The following is a 23,694-nucleotide window of genomic DNA, read 5'->3' on the forward strand; positions in this document are numbered from 1 at the left end:
GATCTACCGTTGTGGAACCCTGAACTGCGTGTGGTGAGGCGCTGCGCGTTCCGGCTGGTCGTTTTCGGTTCTGGAGTTCGCATGGAGCGCACCGTTATTTCTGCCCAAACGGGTTCCGTCGCTCGCGGCCGGCGGTCAGCCGGTCGGCGATCGGTCGCGCCGGTCGGACGGCCCGGAACGGTGGACCCGCCGCGCGCGGACAGCCAGCGACTGGACGACCGCATGGTCGACTTCATCCGCCGCCAAGAGATGATCTTCGTGACGATGGCCGCGGGCGGGCGGACCGCGCGGCGCGGCCCGGTCGGCTTCCTCCAGGTCCCGGCCCGCCGAATGATCACGTGGCCCGAGTTCGGCGAGATCCGCGCCCCGGTGACCGGCGGGGTGCGGCTGCTCATGCTCGACCTGCTCGAGGAGCGCACCGGTCTGCACGTGACGGGCCGCGCGTCGGTCGCGCCGTTCGGTCCGCCGCAGCTATGCGGCTCCGCTCCGGCTCGTACCGCGGGCCCGCCACCCGACCGATGGGTGCGGGTGCGCGTCGACCAGGCCTGGTTCGCCGACCAGGGGCCGCTGGTGCCGAGACTTTGATGCGCGCCCTCAGCTTCATCCGGCACAGTTAGGCGCGTGACAGTCGATCTCGAGCAAGGGCAACAGCAGCCGGTACGCGCCCGGAGTGGGCTGCGGCCGGAGATCCTGATCGTGCTCGGGCTGTCGCTGGGCCAGTCGGCGATCTATTCGCTGGTGACGATCGTGGCGCGGCTCACCGCCGACCGACCGCTTTCACAGCAGACGGCGACGTTGAACGCTTCACAGTCGGCGCGGCCGTACCTGGATCTCACGTACCAACTGCTCGGGATCTTCTTCGCGCTCATCCCGGTCGCGCTCGCGCTCTATCTCCTGTCGCGCGACCACTCGCCCCGATCGCTGCTCGGCCTGGACGTCCGGCGGCCCTGGTTCGACGTCGGCTGGGGCGTCGGGCTGGCGGCCATGATCGGCCTGCCGGGCCTCGGCCTCGTGTTCGTCGCGGCGCAGCTCGGGATCAACGCCAACCTCGTGCCGGCCGCGCTGCCGCACCTGTGGTGGGCGGTGCCGGTGCTGATCTTGTCGGCCGTCCAGAACGCGGTGCTCGAAGAGATCGTGGTCGTCGGCTACCTGGTCACCCGGCTACGCGACCTCGGCTGGCGGCTGCCCGGGGTGGTGGCGGCCTCCGCGGTGCTGCGCGGCTCGTACCACCTCTATCAAGGCTTCGGCGCCTTCCTCGGCAACGCGGTGATGGGCGTGGTGTTCGCCCTGTTCTTCATCCGTACGCGGCGCGTGCTGCCACTGGTGATCGCCCACACGCTGCTGGACGTGGTGGCGTTCGTCGGCTACTCGCTGTTGCCGCGCGACTGGTTCAGCTGGCTCTGAACCGCTGCACCGCCCGCGCCGCGACCCGCTCGGTGTGGAGACTCGCCGCCGCCGCGCCGCCGGCGGCCGCCAGCCCGGGCCACCACCTCGTCAGGATCTTCAGCGCGGCCCAGGTCGCCGTCTTCCCGGCCGCCGCGATGGGCGCCCGACTGGCGCTGTGACCGGGCGTGTCATCGATCGCGGCCTGAGCGGATTCAAGATCCTGGTGTACGCCGGTCAGCACCAGAATGTCGGCCGGCGTGGCGTGCTTGCCGTACGCGGCGGCGATGTGGGCGATCAGTTCGGCATTGACCCAGCCGGTCCCCGCGAGGTCGGCAGCGGCCGACCAACCGGTAGCGAAGCTGGCAGCGGCGCCGGTGGCGGCTGACCGGCGGGTGAAGCGCTGCTGGGCCAGGCGGGCGATGCCGTCCGGAGTGGCGGCGGGGTAGGTGGCGCGGATCTCGCGCGCCCACTGCTCTGCCTGCGGACCGAACCGCCTGGCCGCCGCCAATGCGGCCTGCTCGGGCAGGCGCCGCAACGCGCTGGTGGGAGACGTCGTGCCGGTCGCCGACACTGCTTCCTTGGCTTCCCCGCGCGTGCTGGTGGTCTGTCCCTTTGCCACTGCCGCTGTTGCGGCGGCCGAGGGCTGATTCGGAGCCTGCTGGCTCGCGCCGACCAGCGCTGATGGCACGGCCGGAGTCTTGACGGTTGCGGCCGCGCCGGGCTCGCTCTGAGCGGGCTCACCTGGGCCGCCGACCGATGCCGGCGACGCGGCAGTGGTCTGCGCAGCCTTCGCGGCGTGGGACTCGTGCGGCGTGTCTCCACGAGTGGGCTCCGGGACGGCGGGCGCGCTGACGGCGTCGGAGGTCTCGACTGGCTCGGTCGCGGCGTTGGCCGACTCGTTCGGCCCCGACTGGGACACGTCGCCGGCCGGCGTCGCGCCGGCGGCGGGGGCGGCCTTGGCTGGTGCGGCCTTGGCTGGTGCGGTCTTGGCTGGTGCGGTCTTGGCTGGCGTGGCCTTGGCTGGCGTGGCCTTGGTGGCCTTCTTCGCCGCGGTCGCCTTCTTGGCGGTCTTCTTCGCCGGAACTGGAGCTGGAGCCGGAACTGGAGCTGGAGCCGGAACTGGAGCTGGAGCCGGAACTGACTCGCTCGCGGTGATGGCCTCCCGCCGTGCCGGGACCCTCGCGGAGGTGTCGCCTGGCGCGGGATCCTTCACCGCGTCGGCCTGCTGATCCGGCTTGCGGGCAGCAGGGGTCCGCTTGGCCGCCGTGGCCTTCTTCGGCGCGGCCTTCTTTGCAACCGCCGTCTCCTGGGTGCCGGCCTCCGCTGATGTCGCGGTGGCATCCTGCGGCGCGGCCGCCTCTGGCGCCGGCGGACGAGCCCCGGCCGACTTGGCCGGCGCCTTCTTCGCCGCCTTCGACGCCGCCTTCTTCGCGGTCGCCGGTGCGCTCGGCTGGGCGGGGACGTCGGCCCCGGACTGCGCCGCAGCCTTCTTCCGTGGCCGCGGCGTGCTGACCGGAGTGGCGTCTGTCACCTCACCGCCGTCACGCCCTGCGGCCGCCGACGCCCGAGGCGCCGGCGGTCGTCCGCCACCGGACTCGGCAGGAGGCTGAAAGAGCACGGCCGGCGGCAGCTTGGCCGGCCGGTCGCCACCGTCACCCGTCCGCGGTTGCGGCGCCCGCCGCTCGTCTTCCTGGTTGGGCGGCGCCGCGAAGGCCGCCTCGGCAGGCCGAGCAGGCCGCCGACCACGGGCGGACCGCTCCGGCTCATCGGCACCGGTTCCCATGGTTTGGCAGCGTAGTCCCGCGACCGGCGGTTCACCCGTTACGAGAGCCGCAAGTCTGCTCGATCGAGCCGAGGAGGTCGCTTTGCCCGGTCCACCAGGTGCCCTGTATCCTCGACCGGCGGTGGTCTGCTGGCCGCCGGGGAGACTTCGCCTAGTCTGGTCTATGGCGCCGCACTGCTAATGCGGTTGGGGTTTATCGCCCCTCCCGGGTTCGAATCCCGGAGTCTCCGCGCCAAACCCGGCGTGTATGCTGGCGTGGCACCTGCGCCCGTAGCTCAACGGATAGAGCATCTGACTACGGATCAGAAGGTTAGGGGTTCGAGTCCCTTCGGGCGCGCAAGATCGAGAAGGCGCTTGACATGCGGAGACGCGGTCAAGCGCCTTCGTCGTCTCGTCTACATGCGACGCCGACGCAGGCCCGGCCGAGCATCGGGCACCCGCCAGACCGCCGTCGACCGACCGGGGCGACCGGCCTCTAGTCGGAATCCGGGGACGCTGGCAGCGCGTCGGCGCCCCCGCCCGAGTGGCAGAACATTCACGCAATCGCATGCAGCGATCTAAAGGCGGCACCGCTGGATCTGTAGCATGGAAGGCAACTTGGCGTTGATCGATATATGAGATGCCGGGAGTGCGACGTGCGGCCAGTTTCTATCGCGAAGATAATCTCGATTGCAGTCGCATGTGCGGGCGCAGCTCTGCTGTTCCTTGCCTCCCCCTGGCTGATCCGATCTGCCAATGTGGCGCTGTTCGGCTCACCGCCTAGCGAGCTAGGGCTCATCGGGGAGTCCTATGGAGGCATCGGTGCCGCTCTTTCGGGCCTCGCCGTGCTGGCGGTGGCGGCAGCACGGGTGGTCCAGATCAGACAGGTACGCACCAGTCAGGCCCATGGCGTGCGGTTGCTCCAGCTGGAACTGATGCGAATGTTGATCGACGATCTGAAGCTTCGTCCGCTGACTTCCGACGACGGCAGGACACGTCCCGCCGATGTGCGGCGGCGGAATATCTATACGAACTTGATCTTCAAGTACATGGAACTCGGTTACGAGATCGGCTATTTCTCTTCCGACTCTCTTCAGGTAGACCTGCACGAGCAGCTCGCTGTGGAACATGTACGCAAGTTCTGGGAGGTGCATCGGATCAACCGCCTCGAGACGGCGTCGAACAAGGCCCAACGTCGCTTCTTCGAGATGGTGGATCAGGTCTACCGCAACACCGCTTCACTGGCGGCGCGAGATGCGGCGCCGCAGCCCGCACGGTCCAGCAGATGGGGTCCGGCACTGGGCGCCGCTCTCGGCTTCATAGTGGTCGTCGCGGTCAGCCGCTCCGGTTCGGTTAGACGTGGGACCCGGCGGACAGCGCGCCGGACTTAACCGCGTGCAAGAAGGCGTCGTAGGAAGAGCGCGTCAGCTCCAGAACCTGATGAGAACGGTCCCTGATGACCACGCGATCTCCGATCGCGACCTCCACGCATTGGTTGCTTTCACAACGGCTGGACCGCTTGAAGATCAACTGTTCCCTACGGGGGTTGGAACCTGCGACGCTCACGAACACTCCCAAGATGGCGATTCAGCGTTTAGGACAGGCGGACACCGACCGCCACCAACACGGGTCTAGCAGGGCCGATGTCGAAAACGTCGCCGGGTGGGGCGACGTGGATCCGTCCGGCAACGGCTGAAGAGCCTAATGATTGCCATGGCCCATGCGAAAGTGGACACTCGTGCGCGCGTCGCCCAAACGGATTCCGCTGTCATCGAGCGTCCAGCACGAACCGGGACCAGCCCCGGGCCGCGACCTCGTTCCCGGTGGCTGGTCGCAGTGCCTCATCCAGGTCTTCAACTCGGAACGGCTCGAGATCCGCCGGCGACCGATAACCGGTCAGGCACTCCTCGCACTCCAGGAACACACCGGAGACCGCGCCCATCGTGAACACGACCAGGCCGTTCGCGCAGACTTGGCAGTTGATCGACGCCACCAGCATGGCGGTGGGAGTACCCCGGTCAGTTGGCCAGGACTCCGCCGTCGACGTAGAGCTCCTGGGCGTTCACGCCCGTGTTGCGGAGGAGGAAGTCGACCACCTCAGACACCTACACCAGGCGACCCAGCGGCGTACGGGCCAGGTCTGGGTGGTTCGGGACCTCGCGCCACTTCAGGCGTCGACGGTGGCGCCAGGTCGACCGCCAGGCCGCGGGCACCGGCGCCCAGCGCCGCCGCCTCCTCCGCCCGCGCCGATTCGCGGCCGGTGCCCACCACCTCGTCAGATGCGCGACCAGGGCCAGGGCCGAGCCCGCCCGTGCCACCGACCACTACTGCCGTTCCCATGCGGCAAGCTGTGCCACCAGCTAGAACGCCACCGCGGTGATCAACGCCTCAGCGCCGCCGCGTCCCACAACCAGACATCGCCGACCTGCTGGGGTGGTACGCCGTACAGCGCGGTCATGGTCTTGATCCACAGCGACGAGTCCCGGCGCTTGGGGATCACCACGGCACCCGCGTTCCAGTACGACAGGTCGGCCAGGGCGTTCGTCCGGGTTTCCGGAGAGACCGGCGGGATGCGGCCCGTGCGGCTCACGTAGCGCAGGTAGTAGTTGGTCGGCCGGAACTCCGACGTGAAGCTCGCGATCCGGTCCGGGCCGACCGGCGCCAGGAAGTAGCCACCGGCCAACGGCATCCGGGTCATCGTCATGGCGGACCAGCGGATCGGGTCGTTGACGCCCGAGGTGGGCATCGGCACGAAGACGATGCTGCGACCACCGGAGGCGAAATCAGCCCAGGTGCCCGACGAGACGAACGAAGGCGTGTTGGACAGCTTGGTCGCCGGCAGGGCGGTCGGCGCGATCGGCACCAGCGCCACGGCCACGAAGACGGCAGCGAAAGCCCGGAAAGGAGCAGAAGACACCCGGGAAGCCGCCGCCACGCCGTACGCCAGCAGGAGGCCGACCACCGGCGTCACCGCCAGCGCCCATCGGGTCGGCACCGCCGAGCTCAGCACCGGCACGTCGTGCAGCGACGACCACAGCGACGGCAGCCCGGTCGGCGAGCCGTGCAGCCGCACCACCGGCCCCAGCGACAGGTAGGCGAACAGCACGCCGACCACGAACAGGCCCAGCACGGCCGCGCTGCGCCGCAGGGCGATCACCACCAGGAGGACGAGCACCACCAGCGGCCAGCCGAAGAACGAGTTCTCCTCGGCCGCGTTCTGGGCCAGACCCCGGGCCGACTCCATGCTGCCGAGCAGGGACTCCCGCGACAGCGCCACATAGGCACCGAGGTCGGCACCGTAGCCACGGACCTCGTACGGCAGGCCGCTGTAGGACTGGGGTCCGAAGAGCAGCAGTCCGATGGGATACCAGAGCGCCGCCGCCGCGACCCCGACGGCCACCAGGCCGCCGCCGACGAAGGGCCGCCAGCACCCCAACGCGGAGCGCCAACGCAATGCACCCGCCACGACCACGAACAGCACCAGGCCGACCGCGGTCATGAACAGGATCTCCAGGTTGATGAAGGCCTGCCAGACGACGACGAGGCCCAGCAGCACACCGTTGCGCAGCCACGGCCCCCGGCGGAGCTCGAGCGTCCGCCAGATCAGCACCGGCACGAGGAACTGGGCGACCAGGTTGGGGTGGCCGTTGGCCTGGGAGATCATCCCCGGCGCGAAGGCGCAGAAGCCGGCCCCGATCCAGGCGGCCAGCCGGTTGTGCAGGAGATAGCGGGAGAGCAGCAGGTACCAGCTCACGGCGGTCAGGATCAGCGCGCCGGTGAGGAAGACGTTGAAGGCGACGTGCGGCCCCAACAGCAGGGTCACGGGCGCCAGCGGCAGCGAGATGCCGAGCACCGACGTGTTGGCCATCAGGTTGATGCCGAGCGGCACGTTCATCTGCTCGGAGAAGAACGGCGCGGTCTGGCCCGTGGCGACCAGCGCCCCGTGGCCCAACATCCACTCGAAGAAGGCCTGATCGGCCCGGTTGGCGGCGAGACCCCAGGAGGGATGCAGCCAGATCCGCCAGGTCACCCAGAAGGCCAGCACGACGTAGCTGGCCACCGCGCCCAGGTCGCGGATCCACAGCCGGCGGGTCGCAGGCGCCTCGGCAGCGACATGAGACCCAACAGCAACATCGCCCAGCGCCATCGGCCCTCCAAGCGGCCTGTCAAGGGAATCCACAGAAGACCGGCAAATAACTGGATCTCTGGCACATCCGACCTAGGTTTCCATACCGTAACTAATAGGGAAGGGCTCTCACGTTCCATCGCGGTAACTGTCCCTACCGGGGGGAGGCGGCAGATGGCCGAGATCACCGGGGATCAGCGGGTTCAGTCCGAGGTGCTGGAAGGTCTGGCGGCGGCGGTCAACCACCGGCACTGGTTCGCCGAGTTGGCCCTGCCCTACCTGGGCAGCAACCCGATCGAGATCGGCAGCGGCTTGGGCGACTACGCCCTCGAGTGGGCGCCGCACACGGCTCGGTTCACGGCCACCGAGGCCGACCCGGACCGGCTGATCGCGCTCAAGGAGCGGCTCGCCGGCCACCCCGACATCGAGGTGCGCCAGATGCTCCTGCCGAGCCAGGAGGACGGCGCGTACACGGCGGCGGTCTCCTACAACGTGCTCGAGCACATCGAGGACGACCGGCGGGCGCTGCAGACCATGGGCCGGCTGGTCCGCCCGGGCGGCGCCGTGATCATCATCGTGCCGGCGTTCCCGTTCGCCATGAGTCCGGTGGACATCGCGACCGGTCACGTGCGCCGCTACACGATCAGGTCCCTGGCCCGGGTGATGAGCCGGGCCGACCTGCGGGTGGAACGGATCAACTACACCAACGCGCTCGGCCTGATCGGCTACTACATGGCGACGAGCGTCTTCCGGCTCACGCCCAAGGAAGGCGCGATGGTCAAGTTGTACGACAAGCTGGTGCTGCCCGCGACGAAAGCGGTCGAGCAGCGGGTCCGCCCGCCGTTCGGGCAGTCGGTCTTCGCGGTCGCCCGCCGGCCGCGGTAGGAGCGAGCAGAAAGCGGAGGGTGTGGGATTCGAACCCACGAGGACGTTGCCGCCCTACCGGTTTTCAAGACCAGCGCCATCGGCCACTAGGCGAACCCTCCTGGACGCGGGGTCAAGTCTGCCATGCGCGCCGGTACGGGGTAAGAAAGGGCATGCGCGCGATAACGATCCCCAAGCCGGGCGGACCCGAGGTGCTCACCTGGACGGAGGTGCCGGATCCGGTGCCGGGCCCGGGCGAGGTGCTGGTCGAGGTCGTCGCCTCCGCCGTCAACCGCGCCGACCTGCTGCAACGCCAGGGCCGTTACACACCACCGCCGGGCGCCTCGCCCTATCCGGGACTGGAATGCGCCGGCCTGGTCGACGGCGATCCGGTGTGCGCGTTGCTGGCTGGCGGCGGGTACGCCCAGCAGGTCGCGGTGCCGGCCGACCACCTGCTACCGGTGCCCGCCGGCGTTGCCTTGGAGGAAGCGGCCGGCCTGCCCGAGGTGGCCTGCACGGTGTGGTCCAACGTGGTCCACATCGGACGGCTCGCTGCGGGCGAGACGCTGCTCGTCCACGGCGGCTCCAGCGGCATCGGAACATTCGCCATCCAGCTGGGCAAGGCGTTGGGTGCTCGCGTGATCACCACCGCCCGCAAGGTGAAGCACGAGGCGTTGCTGGCCTTGGGCGCCGACCACGTCATCGACTACTCCACAGAGGACTTCTCGGCGATCGCGCAGGACCTGGGCGGTGCCGACGTCATCCTGGACTTCGTCGGAGCGTCCTATCTGGACCGAAACATCGCGGCGCTCGCCCGCAACGGCCGGCTGGCCATCATCGGCACCCAGGGCGGCCGGCACACGGAGTTCGACCTGGCGAAGGTGATGGCCAAGCAGGCATCGATCTCGGCGACCCTGCTCCGACCCCGGTCCGTGGCGGAGAAGGCCGAGATCATCGATGGCGTACGCGCCACCGTCTGGCCGCTGATCGAGCAGGGCCGGATCCGCCCGGTGATCGACCGCCGCTTCCCGATGCCCGAGGCGGCGGCGGCTCACCGAGTTGTCGAGGAGAGCACGCACGTCGGAAAGGTGCTGCTGGTCAATTAGCGGCCCGGCGCGCGGCTCGCCGCATCAGCAGCTGCGGGCCGCTGCCGTCGGCCGACAGCCGGTCGCCGGCGTTGTAGAGCTGGCAGCGCTGCATCGACAGGCAGCCGCAGCCGATGCACTCCGAGAGGTCGTCGCGCAGCTCCTCGAGCAGCGCGATGCGCTCGTCGAGCCGGGTCCGCCAGTGCGCGGAGAGGCGGCTCCAGTCGGCGCGGGTCGGGGTGCGGTTGTCGGGCAGCTCGGCGAGCGCGGCGGCGATCTCGTCGAGCGCGACGCCGACCTGCTGCGCGATCCGGATGAAGGCCACCCGGCGCAGCTCGGCCCGGTCGTAGCGGCGCTGGTTGCCACTGGTGCGGCCGGCGCGGATCAGCCCCAGCCGCTCGTAGTAGCGCAGCGCGGACGGCGCGACGCCGGACCGCGCGGAAAGCTCACCGATGGTGAGGGTGTCGGTGCTCAGCGCTTGCGGGCGCGCTCGCGGCCCAGGATCCACAGTGCCTCGACGCCGTCTTTCCACGTGATCTTCTTGCCCTCTTCGCGACCGCGGGCCCGGTAGCTGATCGGCACCTCGTAGGGGCGAATCTTGCGCCGCAGCAGCTTGCCGGTGACCTCGGCCTCCATGCCGAAGCCGCGCGACTTGATCTCCAGCGACCGGTAGAGCGAGACCGGGAGCAGCTTGAAGCAGGTCTCCAGGTCGCCGATGTAGGAGTTGAACAGCACGTTGGCGGCGGTGGTGACGGCCTTGTTGCCCATCACGTACCAGAAGCTGTAGGCGCTGTGGCTGCCGAACGTGCGGTTGCCGTAGACCACCTTGGCGCGCCCGTCGAGCACCGGGTCGAGCAGCCGCGGGATGTCCAGCGGGTCGTATTCGAGGTCGGCGTCGAGGATGACCATGTAGTCGCCCTCGGCGCTGTCGACGGCCGTCTTGATCGCGGCGCCCTTGCCGGCGTTGCGCTGGTGGGTGATGACCCGCAGCCGGGAGTCGTCGGCGGCGTCGAGGATCGCGCCGGTGCCGTCACGGCTGCCGTCGTTGACCACGACCAGCTCGATCTCGCACGGGTATTCCACCGCGAGCGCCTGCTTGAGCGCTTCCGCGATGCGTTCTTCCTCGTTGTAGACCGGCATGAGGATCGAGAGCTTCACCGGGACATCTCCTGGGCAGGCGACAAATCCGCATCAGCGTACCGGCTGCGCTTGAAGATCGTGTTTCACCGTCCGCCGCTGTCGCCCGGACGGGCTCGGCCAATCACCTGAGGAGTATTCACATATGTCCCTCCATCAGGCTACTCTCCAGTAACTCGATCGATACCTTCCGATCGAGTGGAAGGAGTGCGTCGATGCTCGTCTCCCCCACGGGGACCGGCAACGCGCTCCGGGCGTCGATGCGGCGTACCCTCGCCGCCGCGGCGCTCGTCGCGGGCCTCGTCCTCCCGTCCCTCGCCGCGCCGGGTTCACCCGCCGCCGCGGCCGACCGTCCCCCCGTCCAGCCGCTGCCGGCCAACCTCGAGGCGATCCGCGCCGCCGAGGCGACCGCCCTCTACGGCAGCCCAGCCGTCCGCCCTCTCGAAGAACGCCGGACCGCGCTGGTCACCATGGGTGACAGCGAGATCTCCGGCGAAGGGGTCGGCAACTACGTCCCCGGCACGCACCAGGACGGCAACTGGTGCGACCGCTCGTACGACCAGGCGGTGTTCCGCACCGGCATCGCAGCCGACACGCAGTACAACATCGCCTGCTCCGGCGCCACACCGTGGAACCTCATCGCCGGCGGCCCGGCCCAGTGGAACGAGCTCAACCAGGGCGACCACCTGGCGATCAAGGCCCGGAACACGCGGATCAAGCTGATCTGGGTCGTCATCGGCGCCAACGGTGACGGCACGATCCAGTTCGGCCCGGTGGCCACCGACTGCGCGATCCGCCGGGTGTTCTTCCAAGGCCCCTGCTACCCGACCTACACCGACGTGTGGACGACCCGGGTCGAGGGCTCGCGGGTGGCGGTCGAGGACGCGCTGCGCAGCATCCGGTCGACGATGACCGCCGCCGGCTACCTGGCGGCGGACTACGAGCTCGTGCTGCAGTCCTACCCGAGCCCGGGCAGCCCCGACGTCGAGGACAACCCCGACTTCCCCGGCTGGTACTCCGGCGGCTGCCTGCTCTACCTCGCCGACCAGGCGTTCGCCCGCAACAAGGCGGTGCCGCTGTTCGAGCGGGCCCTGCGCCAGGCGGCGGCCAACACCGGCACCCGCTACCTCGACGCGAGCCGGCTCTTCCACGGTCACGAGGTGTGCACCGACTCGACCAGCGTGCGCGGCCTGTACATCGAGGTCGGGATCTGGAACGAGAACGCCGCCCGCCAGTCGTTCCACCCGAACGCACGCGGTCACGGCATGTTCGCCGAGTGCATGACGGCCTTCTGGAACTCCGGGCTGCCCCAGGCCACCTGCGTCGACCAGGCCAGCACCGGCCGGGGCACGCTGGTCGGCGGGTTGCTGGAGTTCAAGCAGCTGCGCAACGCGGGCACCGGCAAGTGCGTCGACGGCAAGGGCTACGACTCGCGAAACGGCACGATTCAGCAGTCGTACGCCTGTCATGGCGGCCGAAACCAGGGCTTCTGGTACGACCCGGCGCGCCAGTCCCTGCACAGTGAGCTGTCCCATGACCGCTGCCTGGACGTCTCCGGCGGCTCGCTGACGGCGAACACGGCGGTCAACATCTACAACTGCACGGGCGGCGCCAACCAGAAGTGGATCTTCGCCGGCAACCAGCTCAAGACGGCCGGCAACCAGGCGCTCTGCCTGGCGTTCGACAACCCGCTGCTGGGCACGCCCCGGCTGCGGCTGGCCACCTGCGGTTCGAGCGCCCGGCAACAGTGGTCGTTCGAGTCCCGCGCGTTCGCCAACCCGGTCGGCTACGGCCACGACGACTTCATCGGCAGCCGAGTCTACTGAGTCAGTGTCGGGGGCCCGTCGCGCGGGCCCCCGACCGTCCTTACTTCGTCCGCGGGATCACGATCAGCCGGGCGTCTCCGCCGTCGCCGTCCTTGGTGCCGGCCACCCCGACCTGGTCGCCCGCGGCCAGCTCGTCAGGCTGGATCGAGCTGCGGCGCTCGACCACCCGCAGGTCGTCGGCGAACTGCCAGGTGATCGTGAAGCCGTCGGTGCTCTTGACGGTGATCGAGTCGCTGTCGACGGCCGTCACCGCGCCCCGCTGCACCAGCACGGTCTGCGTACCGCCGTCCTTGGTTCGCACGACCGCCTCGCCGTGCAGCGTGTTCTTGCGCAGCAGCACCCGCGCCTTGAGCCGCTTGCCGCGCTCCCGGTCCTTGTGCGGCGCGGCCGACGGGCTGGCCGACGGCGATGGCGCCCCCAACGCCGCCAGCTCGGCCGGCGTGATCTCGTCAGGGTCGAACCCCATCGCCGCCAACGCCTGCCCCTCGACGCCCATCCCGGCCGAGACCTCGACGCCGTCCCCGCCGCTCCCACCGAGGGCGCCACATCCGGTCAGTCCGAGTCCGACGACCGCGGCCAGCCCGACACCCGCAAGCCAACGCTTCATGGATTTCCTCTCCCTCGTCGCCTGCGACCACCATGACCGGCGACCACGTGGCGTCGATCAGGCCGAGGTAAGAGGTTGGTAAGCCTGCTGCGGCAGCCGGATCGTGAAGCGGGCGCCGCCTTCCGGGGCGTGGCCCGCCTCGATCTGGCCGCCCAGGCGGCGGACCAGGCCGTGCACGAGGGCCAGGCCCAGGCCGCTGCCGCCCGGGCGGACGCCGTCGTAGCGTTGCCGCAGCGCGCCGCGTTCGAAGACCACCCGCAGGTCGTCGTCGGTGAAGCCCGGTCCGCCGTCGCGGACCTCGATGAAGCCGTCGGCCCGGGTAGCCAGCACGATGGGCGCGCCCGCCGGTACGACGCGCAGCGCGTTCTCCAGCAGACCGTCGAGGATCTGGCGGGTGCGGCCCGGGTCGGTGATGGCGGGCACCGCATGACCCGGCGCCTCGACGACCAGCTCGACGCCGGCTGCCGCGCAGCGGGGCCCCCAGGTCTGTGCCGTCTCCTCGACGATCGCCGACAGGTCGACGCGCAGCGGCGTGAGCGGGAAGTCGACCGCGTCCAGGCGGGCGAGGGCCAGCAGGTCGGTGACCAGGCGGTCGAGGCGGGCGGCTTCGTCGAGCACGGTCCGGCCGGCCTGGGCCACACCGTCACCGGCGATCACACCGTCGGACAGGGCCTCCGCGTAGCCACGGATCGCGGTCAGCGGCGTGCGCAGCTCGTGCGACACCGACAGCAGGAAGTCGCGCTGTCGGCCCTCGCTCGTCGCGAGCGCCTCCGCCAGGCCGTTGAGGGCGTGCGCCAGGTCGGCCGCCTCCTGCGGCTGCTCGACCGGGACCCGCACGCCGCGGTCGCCGCCGCGCAGCCGGAGCGCGGCCGTGGCGGCGTTGCGGATCGGGCGGGCCAGGCGTCGGCCCAGCAGCACGCCGGCCAGCACACCGGCCGCGAGCCCGGCCAGCAGCGCCAGCCAGAGGTTGCGGCCGACCTCGCGCCAGATGCCGGTGGCGACCGGATGGGTCAGCACCACGCCGTTGCCGTTGTTGAGGGCCCGACCCTCCACAAGGGACGGCACGCCGGCCACCACCCGCCGGCCGGAGAACGCGTTGCCGCCGGCGACCCGGTCGACCACCCCGGCGGGCAGGCCGGTCCGGTCGGCGGTGCCGCGACGGATCACGTACAGCGCGATGTCGCGCTTGCGCAACGCGTCGATGACCCGTTGGTCCCCGGCCGGCCGCGGAGTCGCGCGCAGGGCGGCGGCCACCACGGTGGCCTCGGTGGCCAGCGACTCGCGGGTGCGGTCCTCAACGGCCCGCGCCGCGAGCGGAATCGCGACCAGCGCGGTGACCAGCACCGACACCAGGGCGACGACGCAGCCCACGAGGACGGCACGCGAGGTCAGGGTGCGGCCGAACCGGCGGTCCGGACGCCGCCGCGAACGGAGCACCTGCAACGGAACGGTCAGGTCAGCCATCGATCGCGTACCCCACGCCGCGGTGGGTCCGGATCAGGTCCGCGGCCTCGCCGAGCTTGCCGCGCACCTGGGCGATGTGCACGTCGACGGTACGGGTGCCCGAATGCGACGCGTACCCCCAGACCGCCGCCAGCAGCTCCTCGCGGGTGAACACCCGGCCGGGCCGGCCGACCAGGTGCGCCAGCAGGTCGAACTCGGTCGAGGTGAGCTGCACGGGCGCGCCGGAGACGGAGACGCTGCGGCGGGCCGGGTCGAGCGTGAGTGGGCCGACGCTGCGGGGGCGCTCGGCCGCCGCGGCGACCCCGCCGGAGGCCCGGCGGAGCACGGCGCGCAGCCGGGCGACGAGCTCGCGCGGCGAGAACGGCTTGGTGACGTAGTCGTCGGCGCCCAGTTCGAGCCCGACGATCCGGTCGACCTCGTCGTCGCGTGCGGTCAGGAAGATGACCGGGGTCCAGTCGCCGGCCTCGCGGAGCCGCCGGCACACCTCCGTGCCGGACATCCCGGGGAGGGCGATGTCCAGCACGCAAGCGACCGGACGCACCCGGCGGGCGGCCGCCAGGCCGGCCTCGCCGTCATGCTCCACGTGCACGCCGAACCCGTCCCGGCTCAGGTAGAGCCGGACCAGGTCCGCGATCGCCCGTTCGTCCTCGACGACGAGCACCAGGCCGTCCGCCACCGGCCCATCATGGCCGACGCGAGCACTGGACTACGTAAGAGGACTGTCAGAAGGCCACGGCCAGGTCGCGACGCGACCGGCCGAGGGTCTCCCAGGCCGCGGTGTCGCGGCGCAGGGCGTCGCGGGTGGCGGCCGGGACGTCCCCGGCCGCCGTCCCGGCTCCCACGCGTGCGGCGCGCGGGCGGAAGACGTGGCTGAGCAGCGCGTCCAGGTGCCACACCTGCTTGGGGTGGCCGACCTGGATCCAGAATCGCTCCCGCACCCCGTCGACGGCGGTGGCCGCCAGCTCAACCGCGGACAACCGCGGATCGGGGTTCCACGTCACGTTGCCCAGGTGGCCCAGTTCGGTGTTCAGGTGCAGCCGGAGGCGGTGCAGCACCCGGGACTCATGGGTCACGACCAGGCGGCGGTACGTCAACAGCATGAGGTATTCGCCCTGTGCGGGGCGGTCGGCCCGGGTGCACCGGGCGACCAGGGCGGCGGCGTCGTCAGCGGCGACGCACCGCCGGAGCACCGGCATGTGCCGGCTGACGGTCGGGATGGCCACACCGGCTTCTGCGGCGGCTGGCAGGAACGTACGGGAGAAGACGTCCATGTCGTTCACAACGACAGGCCTCGCTGGAGAGTCGCGGCCTGCCCGCCGGCGAGTTCTTTAAACCTCCATTAGGATCATTACCCCAAAGTGGAATATCAGAGCAATTCGACGATCGTTGCGTTGGCCATGCCGCCGCCCTCACACATGGTCTGCAGGCCGTAGCGGATGCCGTTGTCACGCATGTGGTGGAGCAGCGTCGTCATGATCCGGGCGCCGGAACCGCCGAGCGGGTGACCCAGGGCGATCGCGCCGCCGCGCGCGTTGAGCCGGGCCGGGTCGGCCTCCGTCTCGGCCAACCAGGCCAACGGGACCGGGGCGAACGCCTCGTTCACCTCGTACGCGCCGATCTCCTCGATGCCGAGGCCCGCGCGGCGCAACGCTTTGGCGGTGGCCGGGATCGGCGCCGTCAGCATGACCACCGGGTCGTCCGCGGCGACGACGGCCGTGTGGATCCGGGCCAGTGGGCGCAGGCCGTGCCGGGCCGCCCACTCACTCGTCGTCACCGCGACCGCCGCGGCGCCGTCGGAAATCTGCGACGCGGAACCGGCGGTCACCACGCCGTCGGCCTTGAACGGCGTCTTGAGCTCGGCGAGCTTGGCCAGCGAGGTGTCGCGCCGGACGCCCTCGTCGACGGCGACCTTGCCACCGTCGGCGGTGGCCACCGGCGCGATCTCCGCGTCGAACAGCCCGGCGTCCTGGGCGGCGGCGGCCTTGGTGTGGCTGGCCAGCGCGTACTCGTCGAGGCGCGTGCGGTCGAAGCCCCACCGACCGGCCATCATCTCGGCGCCGACGCCCTGGCTGAACGGCACCGGGTCGTCGGCGGCGAAGCCCTCGTGGTCGCGGTAGCGGGCCCGCACCTGGTCGCCGAACGCGTTGCCGTCGCCGATGCTGGAGCCCATCGGCACCCGGCTCATCGACTCGACGCCGCCGGCCACCACCAGGTCGCTCTGGCCGGCGATCACCGCGGCCGCGGCGAAGTGGATCGCCTGCTGGCTCGAGCCGCACTGCCGGTCGAGCGTGGTGCCGGGCACCGACTCGGGCCAGCCGGCGGCGAGCACCGCGCCCCGGGCGACGTTCCACGACTGGTCGCCGACCTGGGACACGCAGCCCCAGACCACGTCGTCGACCTCGGTCGGATCGAGGGCCAGCCGCTCGGCCAACGCCCGGAGAGCATGAGCCGAAAGATCAACAGGGTGTACGCCCGACAGGCCGCCGTTGCGCCGCCCGACCGGAGTTCTGACCGCACCGACGATGACCGCGTCCCGCATGATTACTCCCCGGTAACGTGAGCCTTGCCCGAATCCTACGTCGTGCCGGGGCCCGACCCGCCTGGGATGCTTGTCCGGTGACCACCCGCTGGCGCGTCAGGCCCGCCCTGCCCACCCTCAAGCTCACCGGGGCCGTGCTGCTCCTGGTGATCGCGGCCGTCTTCGCCACCGACGCGGTCGCGCTGGCCGTCGCCTCGGTGGCCGCGGCCGGCCTGGTGGTCTGGGGCTTCCGCGACCTGTTCGCCCCCGACCGGCTGGTCGCCGACGAGACGGGTCTCACGGTTCGCACCGGGTTCGCCGGCCGCCGGCACATCCCCTGGTCGGCGGTGGAGCGCGTCGCGGTCGACCGGCGCTCGCACGCCGGCGTCAGCAGCGAGACCCTCGAGATCGACACCGGCGACGCACTGCACGTCTTCAGCAAGCACGACCTCGGCGCCCCACCCGAAGACGTGGCGACGGCCCTCGAGGCGATGCGCGGCTAGACGACCGTGCCGGCGCTGGCGACCTTGGCCACCGTCAGACCGATCAGGGCGACCAGCACGATGCCGCAGCCGACCGCTTGGATGAGCGTCCTGTTGTTGCGCGGTGCGTAGGCGAGGATCGCGCCGACCAGGCCGCCGGTCACCAGGCCGCCGACGTGGCCCTCCCACGAGATGCCGCTGACGGTGAACGTGATGACCAGGTTGACGACCAGCACGCCGATGATGGCGGAGGTGTCGCGGCCGAGCTTGCGCAGGATGATGAAGAACGCCGCGAACAGGCCGAAGATCGCCGTCGAGGCGCCCGCGCCGAGGTCGTTGGGGCTGATCACGAGCGACGCGACATTGCCGCCAATGCCGGCGATCAGATAGAGCGCGAGGAACCGCCAGGGGCCGAGCGCGGCCTCCAGGTTGCGGCCGAGCATCCACAGCGCCCACATGTTCACCGCGAGATGGATGATCCCGTAGTGGATGAACATGGCGGTGATCAGACGGTAGTAGTTGCCGTCGTAGATGCCGCCGTAGACGTCGCCCAGGCCGGGGAAGGCGCCGAGCGCGACCCGGCCGTCGGTGAGCGCGGTCACGGACGGCCCGACGACCCCGCCGAACGCCTGGAGCTTGCTGGCGGAGGTGAACAGCCCGCCGCCACCGACCAGTGAGCTCGTGCCGGCCACGGCCAGGCCGATCAGGGCGACCAGGACATTGAGGCCGAGCAGCGCCTTGGTCACATAGCCGTGGCGGCCAGCGGCACTGCCACCGAAGGCAGTGCGCGCCGACCGCTGAGTCCTGCGTCCTTCCGCGACGCACTCGGGGCACTGGTGCCCGACCGAGGCCTCGCGCATGCAGTCCGGGCATATCGGGCGCTCGCACCGTGTGCAGCGCACCCAGGTCTCCCGCGACGGGTGCCGATAGCAGACCGGCGCTGCCGTCGGGGGCGATTCACTCATGCCAAGAAAGGTACCTGGCTTCGTCGATCAGCTGTCGACCCGCTGGATCTCGACCCGCTCGATGACGACGTCGTCCAGCGGCCGGTCGCCGTGGTTGGTCGGGGTGTTGGCGATCGCGTCGACGACCTTGGCCGAGTCCTGGTCGGCGACCTGGCCGAAGATGGTGTGCCGGTTGTTGAGGTGCGGGGTCGGGCCCACGGTGATGAAGAACTGCGAGCCGTTGGTGCCCGGGCCGGCGTTGGCCATGGCCAAGAGGTAAGGCCGGTCGAAGCGGAGCTCCGGGTGGAACTCGTCGCCGAACTCGTAACCCGGGCCGCCGCGGCCGGTGCCCGTCGGGTCGCCCATCTGGATCATGAAGCCGGAGATCACCCGGTGCGAGATGGTGCCGTCGTAGTAGGGCCCGTTGCCCTTCTGCCCGGTGCGCGGGTCCACGTAGTCGCGGGTGCCCTCGGCCAGCTCCACGAAGTTGCGCACGGTCTTGGGCGCGTGGTTCGGGAACAGCTCGAGGCGGATCGGGCCCCGGTTCGTATGAAGAGTGGCGTAAAGCGTCTCGGCCACGGGTACTCCTCCATCGTCGGTGAGTTTCAGTTCGATCCTCCCATGTGCCCGTTCCGGCAATGCGGACACGTCCAAAGGGGGAGGATGCAGGAGGAACTACGCCCAGGAAGGTGGGGGTCTGGTGTTTGGTATCCGGCGGAAGACTCATGCCGAGTTGATCCGTTCCGAGCTCGGCGACAGCCTCGAGCATTTGAAGGCGGCCGCGGGTCATGCGGCCGGCGGGGTCAACACGGCGGTCCGGCCGCGTGTCGACGCCGCCCGTGACTTCGTCGTTCCGTCGGCGACCCGGGTCCGCGACGCGGCCGGCAGCGGCTGGGAGTCGACCGTGTCCTCGGTCGTCCCGTTGGCCGCGTCGGCGGGTCACAAGACCCGGCACGCCGCGAAGGCGGTACGCCGGTCGAAGGGCGCGAAGAGCAACGGCAAGCGGGCCGAGAAGCTGGTCGAGGCGTCGTCCAGCCGCCGCTGGCCGATCGTCGCCGCGATCGTCGTCGCGGGCGCCGCGTTCGGGGCCGCGGCGATCATGCGTCGCAAGCGGCAGCAGCAGTGGGACGAGTACGACCCGAGCCGCTCCCTGGACGCGGCCCGGTCCAGCACCGGCGGCGCGGGTGGCGGCGGCCGGGGCCACAGCCACGGCCGGATCGGTGACGCGGCCGACGCGGCCAAGTCGTCGGTGCGCAGCGCCGCGGCGACCGCCAAGGACGCCGCCGCGACCGCCAAGAGCCGGCTCTCGTCGTCGTCGAGCTCGACGACGCCGCAGACCACGGACCCGACGGCGAGCAGCGAACACCTGAACTCGCCCAACGGCCGCAACTGAGTGCACGAAGCGACAAGGCCCCGGTCACAGTCGACCGGGGCCTTTCGCGCGGTGACTAAAGCCAGCCGGAGCGGCGGAACCAGCGGTAGAGGATGATCGCGGCGATCAGCATCAGGGTGAGCACGGCCGGATAGCCGTACTGCCAGCGGAACTCGGGCATGTCCGGGAAGTTCATGCCGTAGATGCCGGCGATGAAGGTCTCCACGGCGAAGATGGCGGCCCAGGACGCGATCTTGCGCATGTCGTTGTTCTGCTCGACGGAGACCTGCGCCAACCGTGCCTGGAGGATCGAGTTGAGCAGGTCGTCGTAGCCGTTCACCTGCTCGGCGACCCGGATCAGGTGGTCCTGCACGTCGCGGAAGAACCGCCGGATCTCCTTGGGCACGTGCCGGTTGGTCGACTCGGTGAGCTGCATGATCGGCCGGAGCAGCGGGACCACGGCCCGCTTGAACTCGACCAGCTCGCGCTTCATTTGGTAGATCCGCTGGATCCGGCCCTGCACCTGGCGGGCGAAGACCTGGGTCTCCAGGTCGTCGAGGTCGTCCTCGATCCGGTCGCTGACGTCGATGTAGAGGTCGACGACGTGGTCGGCGATGGCGTACGCGACCGCCCAGGGTCCCTGGGCCAGCAGCTCCTTGCGTTGCTCGAGCCCGGCCCGCACCGGCGCCAGCTTGCACGCGTCGCCGTGCCGCACCGTGATCACGAACTCCGGCCCGATGAACAGCATCACCTGACCGGTCTCGACGACCTCCGTGTTCTCGGTCAGCTCGGTGTGCCGCACGTAACGCGCGGTCCGCAGCACCAGCGAGTTGATCTCGCCGAACTGCTCCAGCTTGGGCCGCTGCTCGGCGTGCACCGCGTCTTCGACGGCGAGCTCGTGCAGCTCGAAGGTCTCGGCGATGCCGGCCATCGTGGCGAGGCTCGGCTCGTGCAGCCCGATCCAGACGAACGCGTCGCCGGTCTCCGCACGCGCCGCGTGCAGCGCGTCCTCCGGCGCCCACTCGCCGGGCTGACGCACGCCGTCGAGATACAGCGCACAGTCGACGATCTTGTCGCGACCCTTGAAACCGGGAGCGGGCACGGGCTTGGGTTCGGCCGGACCGAGGATGCGGGTCATCGCGCGGACGGGATCGCTCCACGACCTGGTTCTGTGGCGAACCTGACCGGCCTTGTCGGCGTCGTTTGCCATTGACACGCCTCCCTCCGAACCCGGCAACCCGGATGGGCCGTAGAGCAGGCTACGCCCGGTAGGTGGCCGCAGCCCGTCAGGATCTCGTCAGGAAGGTGTGCGCAGCTCACCACCGCCCGGGGGGCGCCGGGTGGACCGGCCGCGTCGGGGGGTGGGTGCGAGCGGCCCACCCGGCGCCATCGGGGGCGGGGTAGTGCTGAGGGGGTCGGTCAGCCAAACAGGTGACACCGGACCGACCGGTGGCTCGCATTGTTCACCGTCGACCCGTGCCGGAGCAGCCCCTCGTCACACGGATGGGGCACTCTGTCGGGAATCCGACAGAGTGCTGTTGGTCGTCCCCGTTAGCCGCGGATATCCTCGATGGCCGCCGCCAGGCGACGCACCCCTTCGTCGATCTCGTCGACCGTCACGGCCGAGTAGGCGAGCCGCAGCGCGTGCTTGCCGCCCTCGAGCAGGAAGTCGCTGCCCTTGACCACGGCCACGCCGCGCGCGGTCGCCGCGGGCAGCAGCTTGTCGACGTCGACGTCGTCCGGGAAGTCGACCCACAGGAAGTAGCCACCGTCGGGCTCGGTGAACGAGACGCCCGGAATGTGCTCGCGGAGCGCGCCGGCCAGCACCCGGACCCGCTCGGCGAGCGCCGCGCAGACGGTCTCGATGGACCGGTCGAGGTCACCGGCGACGGCGAACTGGTAGACGATCGCCTGCGCCACCATGCCCGGCGAGATGTAGAGGTTGGTGGCCTTCTTGGCGATGTCGGCGATCAGCGGCGCCGGCCCGACGAGGTAGCCGACCCGGACGCCCGGGCACACCGTCTTGGTGAAGCTGGACGCGTGCACCACCACGCCCTTGTCGTCCATCGACAGCATCGAGGGCAGCGCGTCACCACGGAACCGGATGTCCGCGTACGGGTCGTCCTCGAAGATCGTGAAGCCGTACTCGGCGGCCAGGTCGAGCAGCGCGCGCCGCTTCTCCTCCGAGAGCGTGACACCGGCCGGGTTCTGGAAGTTCGGGATGATGTGGGCGAGCTTGGGGCGGACGCCCGACTCCAGCAGCTTGCGCAGCTCGTCGACGTCGATGCCGTCCGGCCCGGTGGTGACGGCGTGCACCTCGCCGCCCTTGGTGCGCAGGTTGAGCAGCGTGCGGTCGTAGGTCGGCCGCTCCACCACGACCGCGTCGCCGGGGCCGACCAGGTGGTCGAAGAGGAACGCGTCGGCCTGCAGCGAGCCGTTGGTGACCAGCACCTGCTCCGGGGCGACGCCGTGCTTCTCGGCGATCCACTTGCGCAGCGGGAGGTAGCCGACGGACGTGCCGTAGGCGGTGACGCCACCCGGGTCGGCGTCGAAGGCGCGCACGGCGGCGGCCTTGAGCCCTTCGATGTCGACGATGTCCAGCGAGGGCGCCCCACGGGCGAACGAGATGAGCTGCGCGGCGGTCATGGCTAACCAGCGTAGGCCCGCAGGTCAGTCGGGCAACGTGCGGGCGGTCGGCAGCACCCGGTCGATCCACCAGGCCAGCTCCGGCTGGTCGGTCGTCTTCGACCAGCCCAGCTGGACGAACGCGCCGAGCAGGGCCAGCTCCAGCTGCCGCTCCCACCAGCCGGCGGTGTCGACCTTGCGACGCTCCAGCGCGAGCCGGAACGCCTCGATCGTGTCGTTCTTCGACTCCGGCAGACGGCCGGCGTTGAGCGCGAGGTAGCCCGCCAGGTCGACGCAGCTGCCCGCGGCCCCGGCCCAGCCCCAGCCGAGCAGCGCGGTGCGACCGTCGGCCAGCGGGCGCAGGTTGCCGTAGCGCCAGTCGCCGTTGACCAGCGTCTTCGGGAGCCCGTCGAAGGCGGCCAGCAGGGGCGCCGGCTCGATCGCGAGGGCGAGCGCCACCTCGTGGGCCGCGGGCTGGTCGGCGGCGAGCGCGGCCCAGCCGACCACCAGGCCGTCGGCGCCGGAGCTGGCCTCCCGGATGCCGGTCGAGGGCGCGAGCGCGGTGTAACGGGCGCCCGGCGGGGCGAGCCCGACCGGGTCGGTGAAGTGCCAGAACCGGGCGTGCAGGGCGGCCATGTGGTCCAAAACGCGGCGGTGCCCTTCGAGATCGACATCCCACGGTACGGAGGACCGCGCCTCGTCGAGCACCAGCAGGTCAGCGATCTCGGTGGTGGGGTCCCAGCTCACGCCGGCGATCGTGTGGTCGACCGTGCGGGGCAGCCGGTCGAGCAGGCCGCCCTGCCACAGCAGCACCGTCCAGGGCGCCCGGCCGTCGGCGCCGTCGCCCAGGGCGCGCATCACCCAGTCGAGTGGCCGCCCGAGCCGTTCGAGGCGGAACCGCTCGTCGCCGATCGACAGCACCTCGGGGCCGTCGTCGTCGGGCGCGGGCTCACGGCGCACGGGTCGACCCGCCGCGACCGCCTGGATCATCTCGGTCGTCGAGCCGTGGACCGTGCGTCCCGTCATACCGCTCAGTTTGCCGCCAAATGATCAGACGCGCTCGCGGTCCGCCGCCCAGACCCGCATGATGTCGCGAACGGAAACCACCCCGATCACCTCGGTGCCCTCGAGCACCACGAGGTGCCGGAAGCCGCCGCGGGACATCGCCAGCGCCGCCTCTTCGAGCGTCCACTCAGGACCGGCATAGACCACGTCCCAGGTGATGTGGGCGCCGACCGTCTCCACGTCGGGGTCGAGGTTGCCGCCTATCGCGTAGAGCACGTCGCGTTCGGTCATGATGCCGATCCCTTGGGCGTCCGGATCGACGACGATGGCGGACCCCACCCGGCGGGTGGCCATCATGCTGGCGGCCTGCCGGAGCGTGTGTTCGGGACCGACCACGAGAACCTGCTTGGACATGGCATCACGAACCTGCATGACACATCCCCCTTGAAGGCCACCGTACGGACATAGTGGTCCTGCCGGGACAGAACCAC

General features: G+C 70.6%; 24 protein-coding genes and 3 tRNA genes. 10 read left to right on the forward strand and 17 right to left on the reverse strand.

The window, feature by feature from the left end:
- Nucleotides 1-222 precede the first annotated feature (222 nt).
- Nucleotides 223-585 carry a hypothetical protein gene (locus O7635_RS09175; RefSeq protein WP_278079989.1) on the forward strand — a complete coding sequence of 121 codons (363 nt, stop codon included), beginning with the start codon at nucleotides 223-225 and terminating at the stop codon, nucleotides 583-585.
- A gap of 36 nt (nucleotides 586-621) precedes the next feature.
- Nucleotides 622-1,404: a CPBP family intramembrane glutamic endopeptidase gene (locus tag O7635_RS09180; protein ID WP_278079990.1), complete on the forward strand. Its 783-nt coding sequence runs from the start codon at nucleotides 622-624 to the stop codon at nucleotides 1,402-1,404.
- On the opposite strand, the gene O7635_RS09185 is transcribed toward O7635_RS09180, so the two are convergent.
- A complete protein-coding gene (locus tag O7635_RS09185) occupies nucleotides 1,391-3,169 on the reverse strand; it encodes a hypothetical protein (RefSeq protein WP_278079991.1) in 1,779 nt (592 codons plus the stop codon). The genes O7635_RS09180 and O7635_RS09185 overlap by 14 nt on opposite strands.
- 140 nt (nucleotides 3,170-3,309) lie before the next feature.
- On the opposite strand from O7635_RS09185, the gene O7635_RS09190 reads away from it, so the two are divergent.
- The 3 genes from O7635_RS09190 to O7635_RS09200 all read left to right on the forward strand — a co-directional run bounded on the left by O7635_RS09190 (nucleotide 3,310) and on the right by O7635_RS09200 (nucleotide 4,539).
- Nucleotides 3,310-3,399: transfer RNA gene (locus O7635_RS09190), tRNA-Ser, on the forward strand.
- A gap of 34 nt (nucleotides 3,400-3,433) precedes the next feature.
- A tRNA-Arg gene (locus O7635_RS09195) sits at nucleotides 3,434-3,506 on the forward strand.
- Between the two features lie 298 nt (nucleotides 3,507-3,804).
- Nucleotides 3,805-4,539, forward strand: a complete 735-nt coding sequence (locus O7635_RS09200) for a DUF6082 family protein (protein WP_278079992.1) — start codon at nucleotides 3,805-3,807, stop codon at nucleotides 4,537-4,539.
- 377 nt (nucleotides 4,540-4,916) lie between these two features.
- Here O7635_RS09200 and O7635_RS09205 read toward each other — a convergent pair whose 3' ends face one another.
- Nucleotides 4,917-5,147, reverse strand: coding sequence for a hypothetical protein (locus tag O7635_RS09205; RefSeq protein WP_278079993.1), 231 nt, complete (start codon nucleotides 5,145-5,147; stop codon nucleotides 4,917-4,919).
- A 381-nt stretch (nucleotides 5,148-5,528) separates the two neighbouring features.
- A complete protein-coding gene (locus O7635_RS09210; RefSeq protein ID WP_278079994.1) occupies nucleotides 5,529-7,295 on the reverse strand; it encodes a hypothetical protein in 1,767 nt (588 codons plus the stop codon).
- 153 nt (nucleotides 7,296-7,448) lie between these two features.
- Between O7635_RS09210 and O7635_RS09215 the strand changes: the two genes are divergently transcribed.
- On the forward strand, nucleotides 7,449-8,159 hold the full coding sequence (locus O7635_RS09215; RefSeq protein WP_278079995.1) for a class I SAM-dependent methyltransferase: 711 nt from the start codon (nucleotides 7,449-7,451) through the stop codon (nucleotides 8,157-8,159).
- Nucleotides 8,160-8,173: 14 nt separating this feature from the next.
- Here O7635_RS09215 and O7635_RS09220 read toward each other — a convergent pair.
- Nucleotides 8,174-8,260: transfer RNA gene (locus tag O7635_RS09220), tRNA-Ser, on the reverse strand.
- 51 nt (nucleotides 8,261-8,311) lie between these two features.
- On the opposite strand from O7635_RS09220, the gene O7635_RS09225 reads away from it, so the two are divergent.
- Nucleotides 8,312-9,244: an NAD(P)H-quinone oxidoreductase gene (locus O7635_RS09225; RefSeq protein ID WP_278079996.1), complete on the forward strand. Its 933-nt coding sequence runs from the start codon at nucleotides 8,312-8,314 to the stop codon at nucleotides 9,242-9,244.
- Here O7635_RS09225 and soxR read toward each other — a convergent pair.
- Together soxR and O7635_RS09235 are read right to left on the reverse strand one after the other, a co-directional pair.
- Nucleotides 9,237-9,698 carry a redox-sensitive transcriptional activator SoxR gene (gene soxR, locus O7635_RS09230; protein WP_278085418.1) on the reverse strand — a complete coding sequence of 154 codons (462 nt, stop codon included), beginning with the start codon at nucleotides 9,696-9,698 and terminating at the stop codon, nucleotides 9,237-9,239. The genes O7635_RS09225 and soxR overlap by 8 nt on opposite strands.
- Entirely contained in the window at nucleotides 9,695-10,381 is a 687-nt protein-coding gene (locus O7635_RS09235; protein ID WP_278079997.1) for a glycosyltransferase family 2 protein, read from the reverse strand. Before O7635_RS09235 ends, soxR begins: the two co-directional genes overlap by 4 nt.
- A 194-nt stretch (nucleotides 10,382-10,575) precedes the next feature.
- Here O7635_RS09235 and O7635_RS09240 point away from each other — a divergent pair, with 194 nt between their 5' ends.
- Complete coding sequence (locus tag O7635_RS09240) at nucleotides 10,576-12,186, forward strand: ricin-type beta-trefoil lectin domain protein (protein ID WP_278079998.1); 1,611 nt, start codon at nucleotides 10,576-10,578, stop codon at nucleotides 12,184-12,186.
- Nucleotides 12,187-12,226: 40 nt separating this feature from the next.
- On the opposite strand, the gene O7635_RS09245 is transcribed toward O7635_RS09240, so the two are convergent.
- The 5 genes from O7635_RS09245 to O7635_RS09265 all read right to left on the reverse strand — a co-directional run bounded on the left by O7635_RS09245 (nucleotide 12,227) and on the right by O7635_RS09265 (nucleotide 16,796).
- The gene (locus O7635_RS09245; protein WP_278079999.1) at nucleotides 12,227-12,793 is read right to left on the reverse strand and encodes a hypothetical protein; all 567 of its coding nucleotides are present in this window, start codon (nucleotides 12,791-12,793) and stop codon (nucleotides 12,227-12,229) included.
- A gap of 57 nt (nucleotides 12,794-12,850) precedes the next feature.
- A complete protein-coding gene (locus O7635_RS09250; RefSeq protein ID WP_278080000.1) occupies nucleotides 12,851-14,257 on the reverse strand; it encodes a HAMP domain-containing sensor histidine kinase in 1,407 nt (468 codons plus the stop codon).
- Complete coding sequence (locus tag O7635_RS09255; RefSeq protein ID WP_278080001.1) at nucleotides 14,250-14,933, reverse strand: response regulator transcription factor; 684 nt, start codon at nucleotides 14,931-14,933, stop codon at nucleotides 14,250-14,252. Before O7635_RS09255 ends, O7635_RS09250 begins: the two co-directional genes overlap by 8 nt.
- Before the next feature lie 46 nt (nucleotides 14,934-14,979).
- Entirely contained in the window at nucleotides 14,980-15,528 is a 549-nt protein-coding gene (locus O7635_RS09260; RefSeq protein WP_278085419.1) for a hypothetical protein, read from the reverse strand.
- Nucleotides 15,529-15,623: 95 nt separating this feature from the next.
- Nucleotides 15,624-16,796 (reverse strand): thiolase family protein, encoded by a 1,173-nt coding sequence (locus O7635_RS09265; RefSeq protein ID WP_278080002.1) that lies wholly within the window; start codon nucleotides 16,794-16,796, stop codon nucleotides 15,624-15,626.
- Between the two features lie 77 nt (nucleotides 16,797-16,873).
- On the opposite strand from O7635_RS09265, the gene O7635_RS09270 reads away from it, so the two are divergent.
- A complete protein-coding gene (locus O7635_RS09270; RefSeq protein WP_278080003.1) occupies nucleotides 16,874-17,278 on the forward strand; it encodes a PH domain-containing protein in 405 nt (134 codons plus the stop codon).
- Here the strand turns inward: O7635_RS09270 and O7635_RS09275 are convergent.
- Together O7635_RS09275 and O7635_RS09280 are read right to left on the reverse strand one after the other, a co-directional pair.
- Complete coding sequence (locus tag O7635_RS09275; protein ID WP_278080004.1) at nucleotides 17,275-18,222, reverse strand: rhomboid family intramembrane serine protease; 948 nt, start codon at nucleotides 18,220-18,222, stop codon at nucleotides 17,275-17,277. The two genes, O7635_RS09270 and O7635_RS09275, sit on opposite strands and share 4 nt — an antisense overlap.
- Nucleotides 18,223-18,249: 27 nt before the next feature.
- Nucleotides 18,250-18,780 carry a peptidylprolyl isomerase gene (locus O7635_RS09280; RefSeq protein WP_278080005.1) on the reverse strand — a complete coding sequence of 177 codons (531 nt, stop codon included), beginning with the start codon at nucleotides 18,778-18,780 and terminating at the stop codon, nucleotides 18,250-18,252.
- 154 nt (nucleotides 18,781-18,934) lie between these two features.
- Between O7635_RS09280 and O7635_RS09285 the strand changes: the two genes are divergently transcribed.
- Nucleotides 18,935-19,594 (forward strand): hypothetical protein, encoded by a 660-nt coding sequence (locus O7635_RS09285; protein WP_278080006.1) that lies wholly within the window; start codon nucleotides 18,935-18,937, stop codon nucleotides 19,592-19,594.
- A 55-nt stretch (nucleotides 19,595-19,649) separates the two neighbouring features.
- On the opposite strand, the gene corA is transcribed toward O7635_RS09285, so the two are convergent.
- From corA to O7635_RS09305, 4 genes are all read right to left on the reverse strand, one after another.
- Nucleotides 19,650-20,783, reverse strand: a complete 1,134-nt coding sequence (gene corA, locus O7635_RS09290) for a magnesium/cobalt transporter CorA (RefSeq protein ID WP_278080007.1) — start codon at nucleotides 20,781-20,783, stop codon at nucleotides 19,650-19,652.
- A gap of 341 nt (nucleotides 20,784-21,124) precedes the next feature.
- Nucleotides 21,125-22,219 (reverse strand): PLP-dependent aminotransferase family protein, encoded by a 1,095-nt coding sequence (locus O7635_RS09295; protein ID WP_278080008.1) that lies wholly within the window; start codon nucleotides 22,217-22,219, stop codon nucleotides 21,125-21,127.
- A 24-nt stretch (nucleotides 22,220-22,243) separates the two neighbouring features.
- On the reverse strand, nucleotides 22,244-23,224 hold the full coding sequence (locus O7635_RS09300; protein WP_278080009.1) for a hypothetical protein: 981 nt from the start codon (nucleotides 23,222-23,224) through the stop codon (nucleotides 22,244-22,246).
- A gap of 24 nt (nucleotides 23,225-23,248) precedes the next feature.
- Entirely contained in the window at nucleotides 23,249-23,635 is a 387-nt protein-coding gene (locus tag O7635_RS09305) for a CBS domain-containing protein (RefSeq protein ID WP_278080010.1), read from the reverse strand.
- Between the last annotated feature and the right edge of the window lie 59 nt (nucleotides 23,636-23,694).

Origin of the sequence: Asanoa sp. WMMD1127 (genome assembly GCF_029626225.1) — a bacterium.
In the GTDB taxonomy this organism is placed as follows: Bacteria; Actinomycetota; Actinomycetes; order Mycobacteriales; family Micromonosporaceae; genus Asanoa.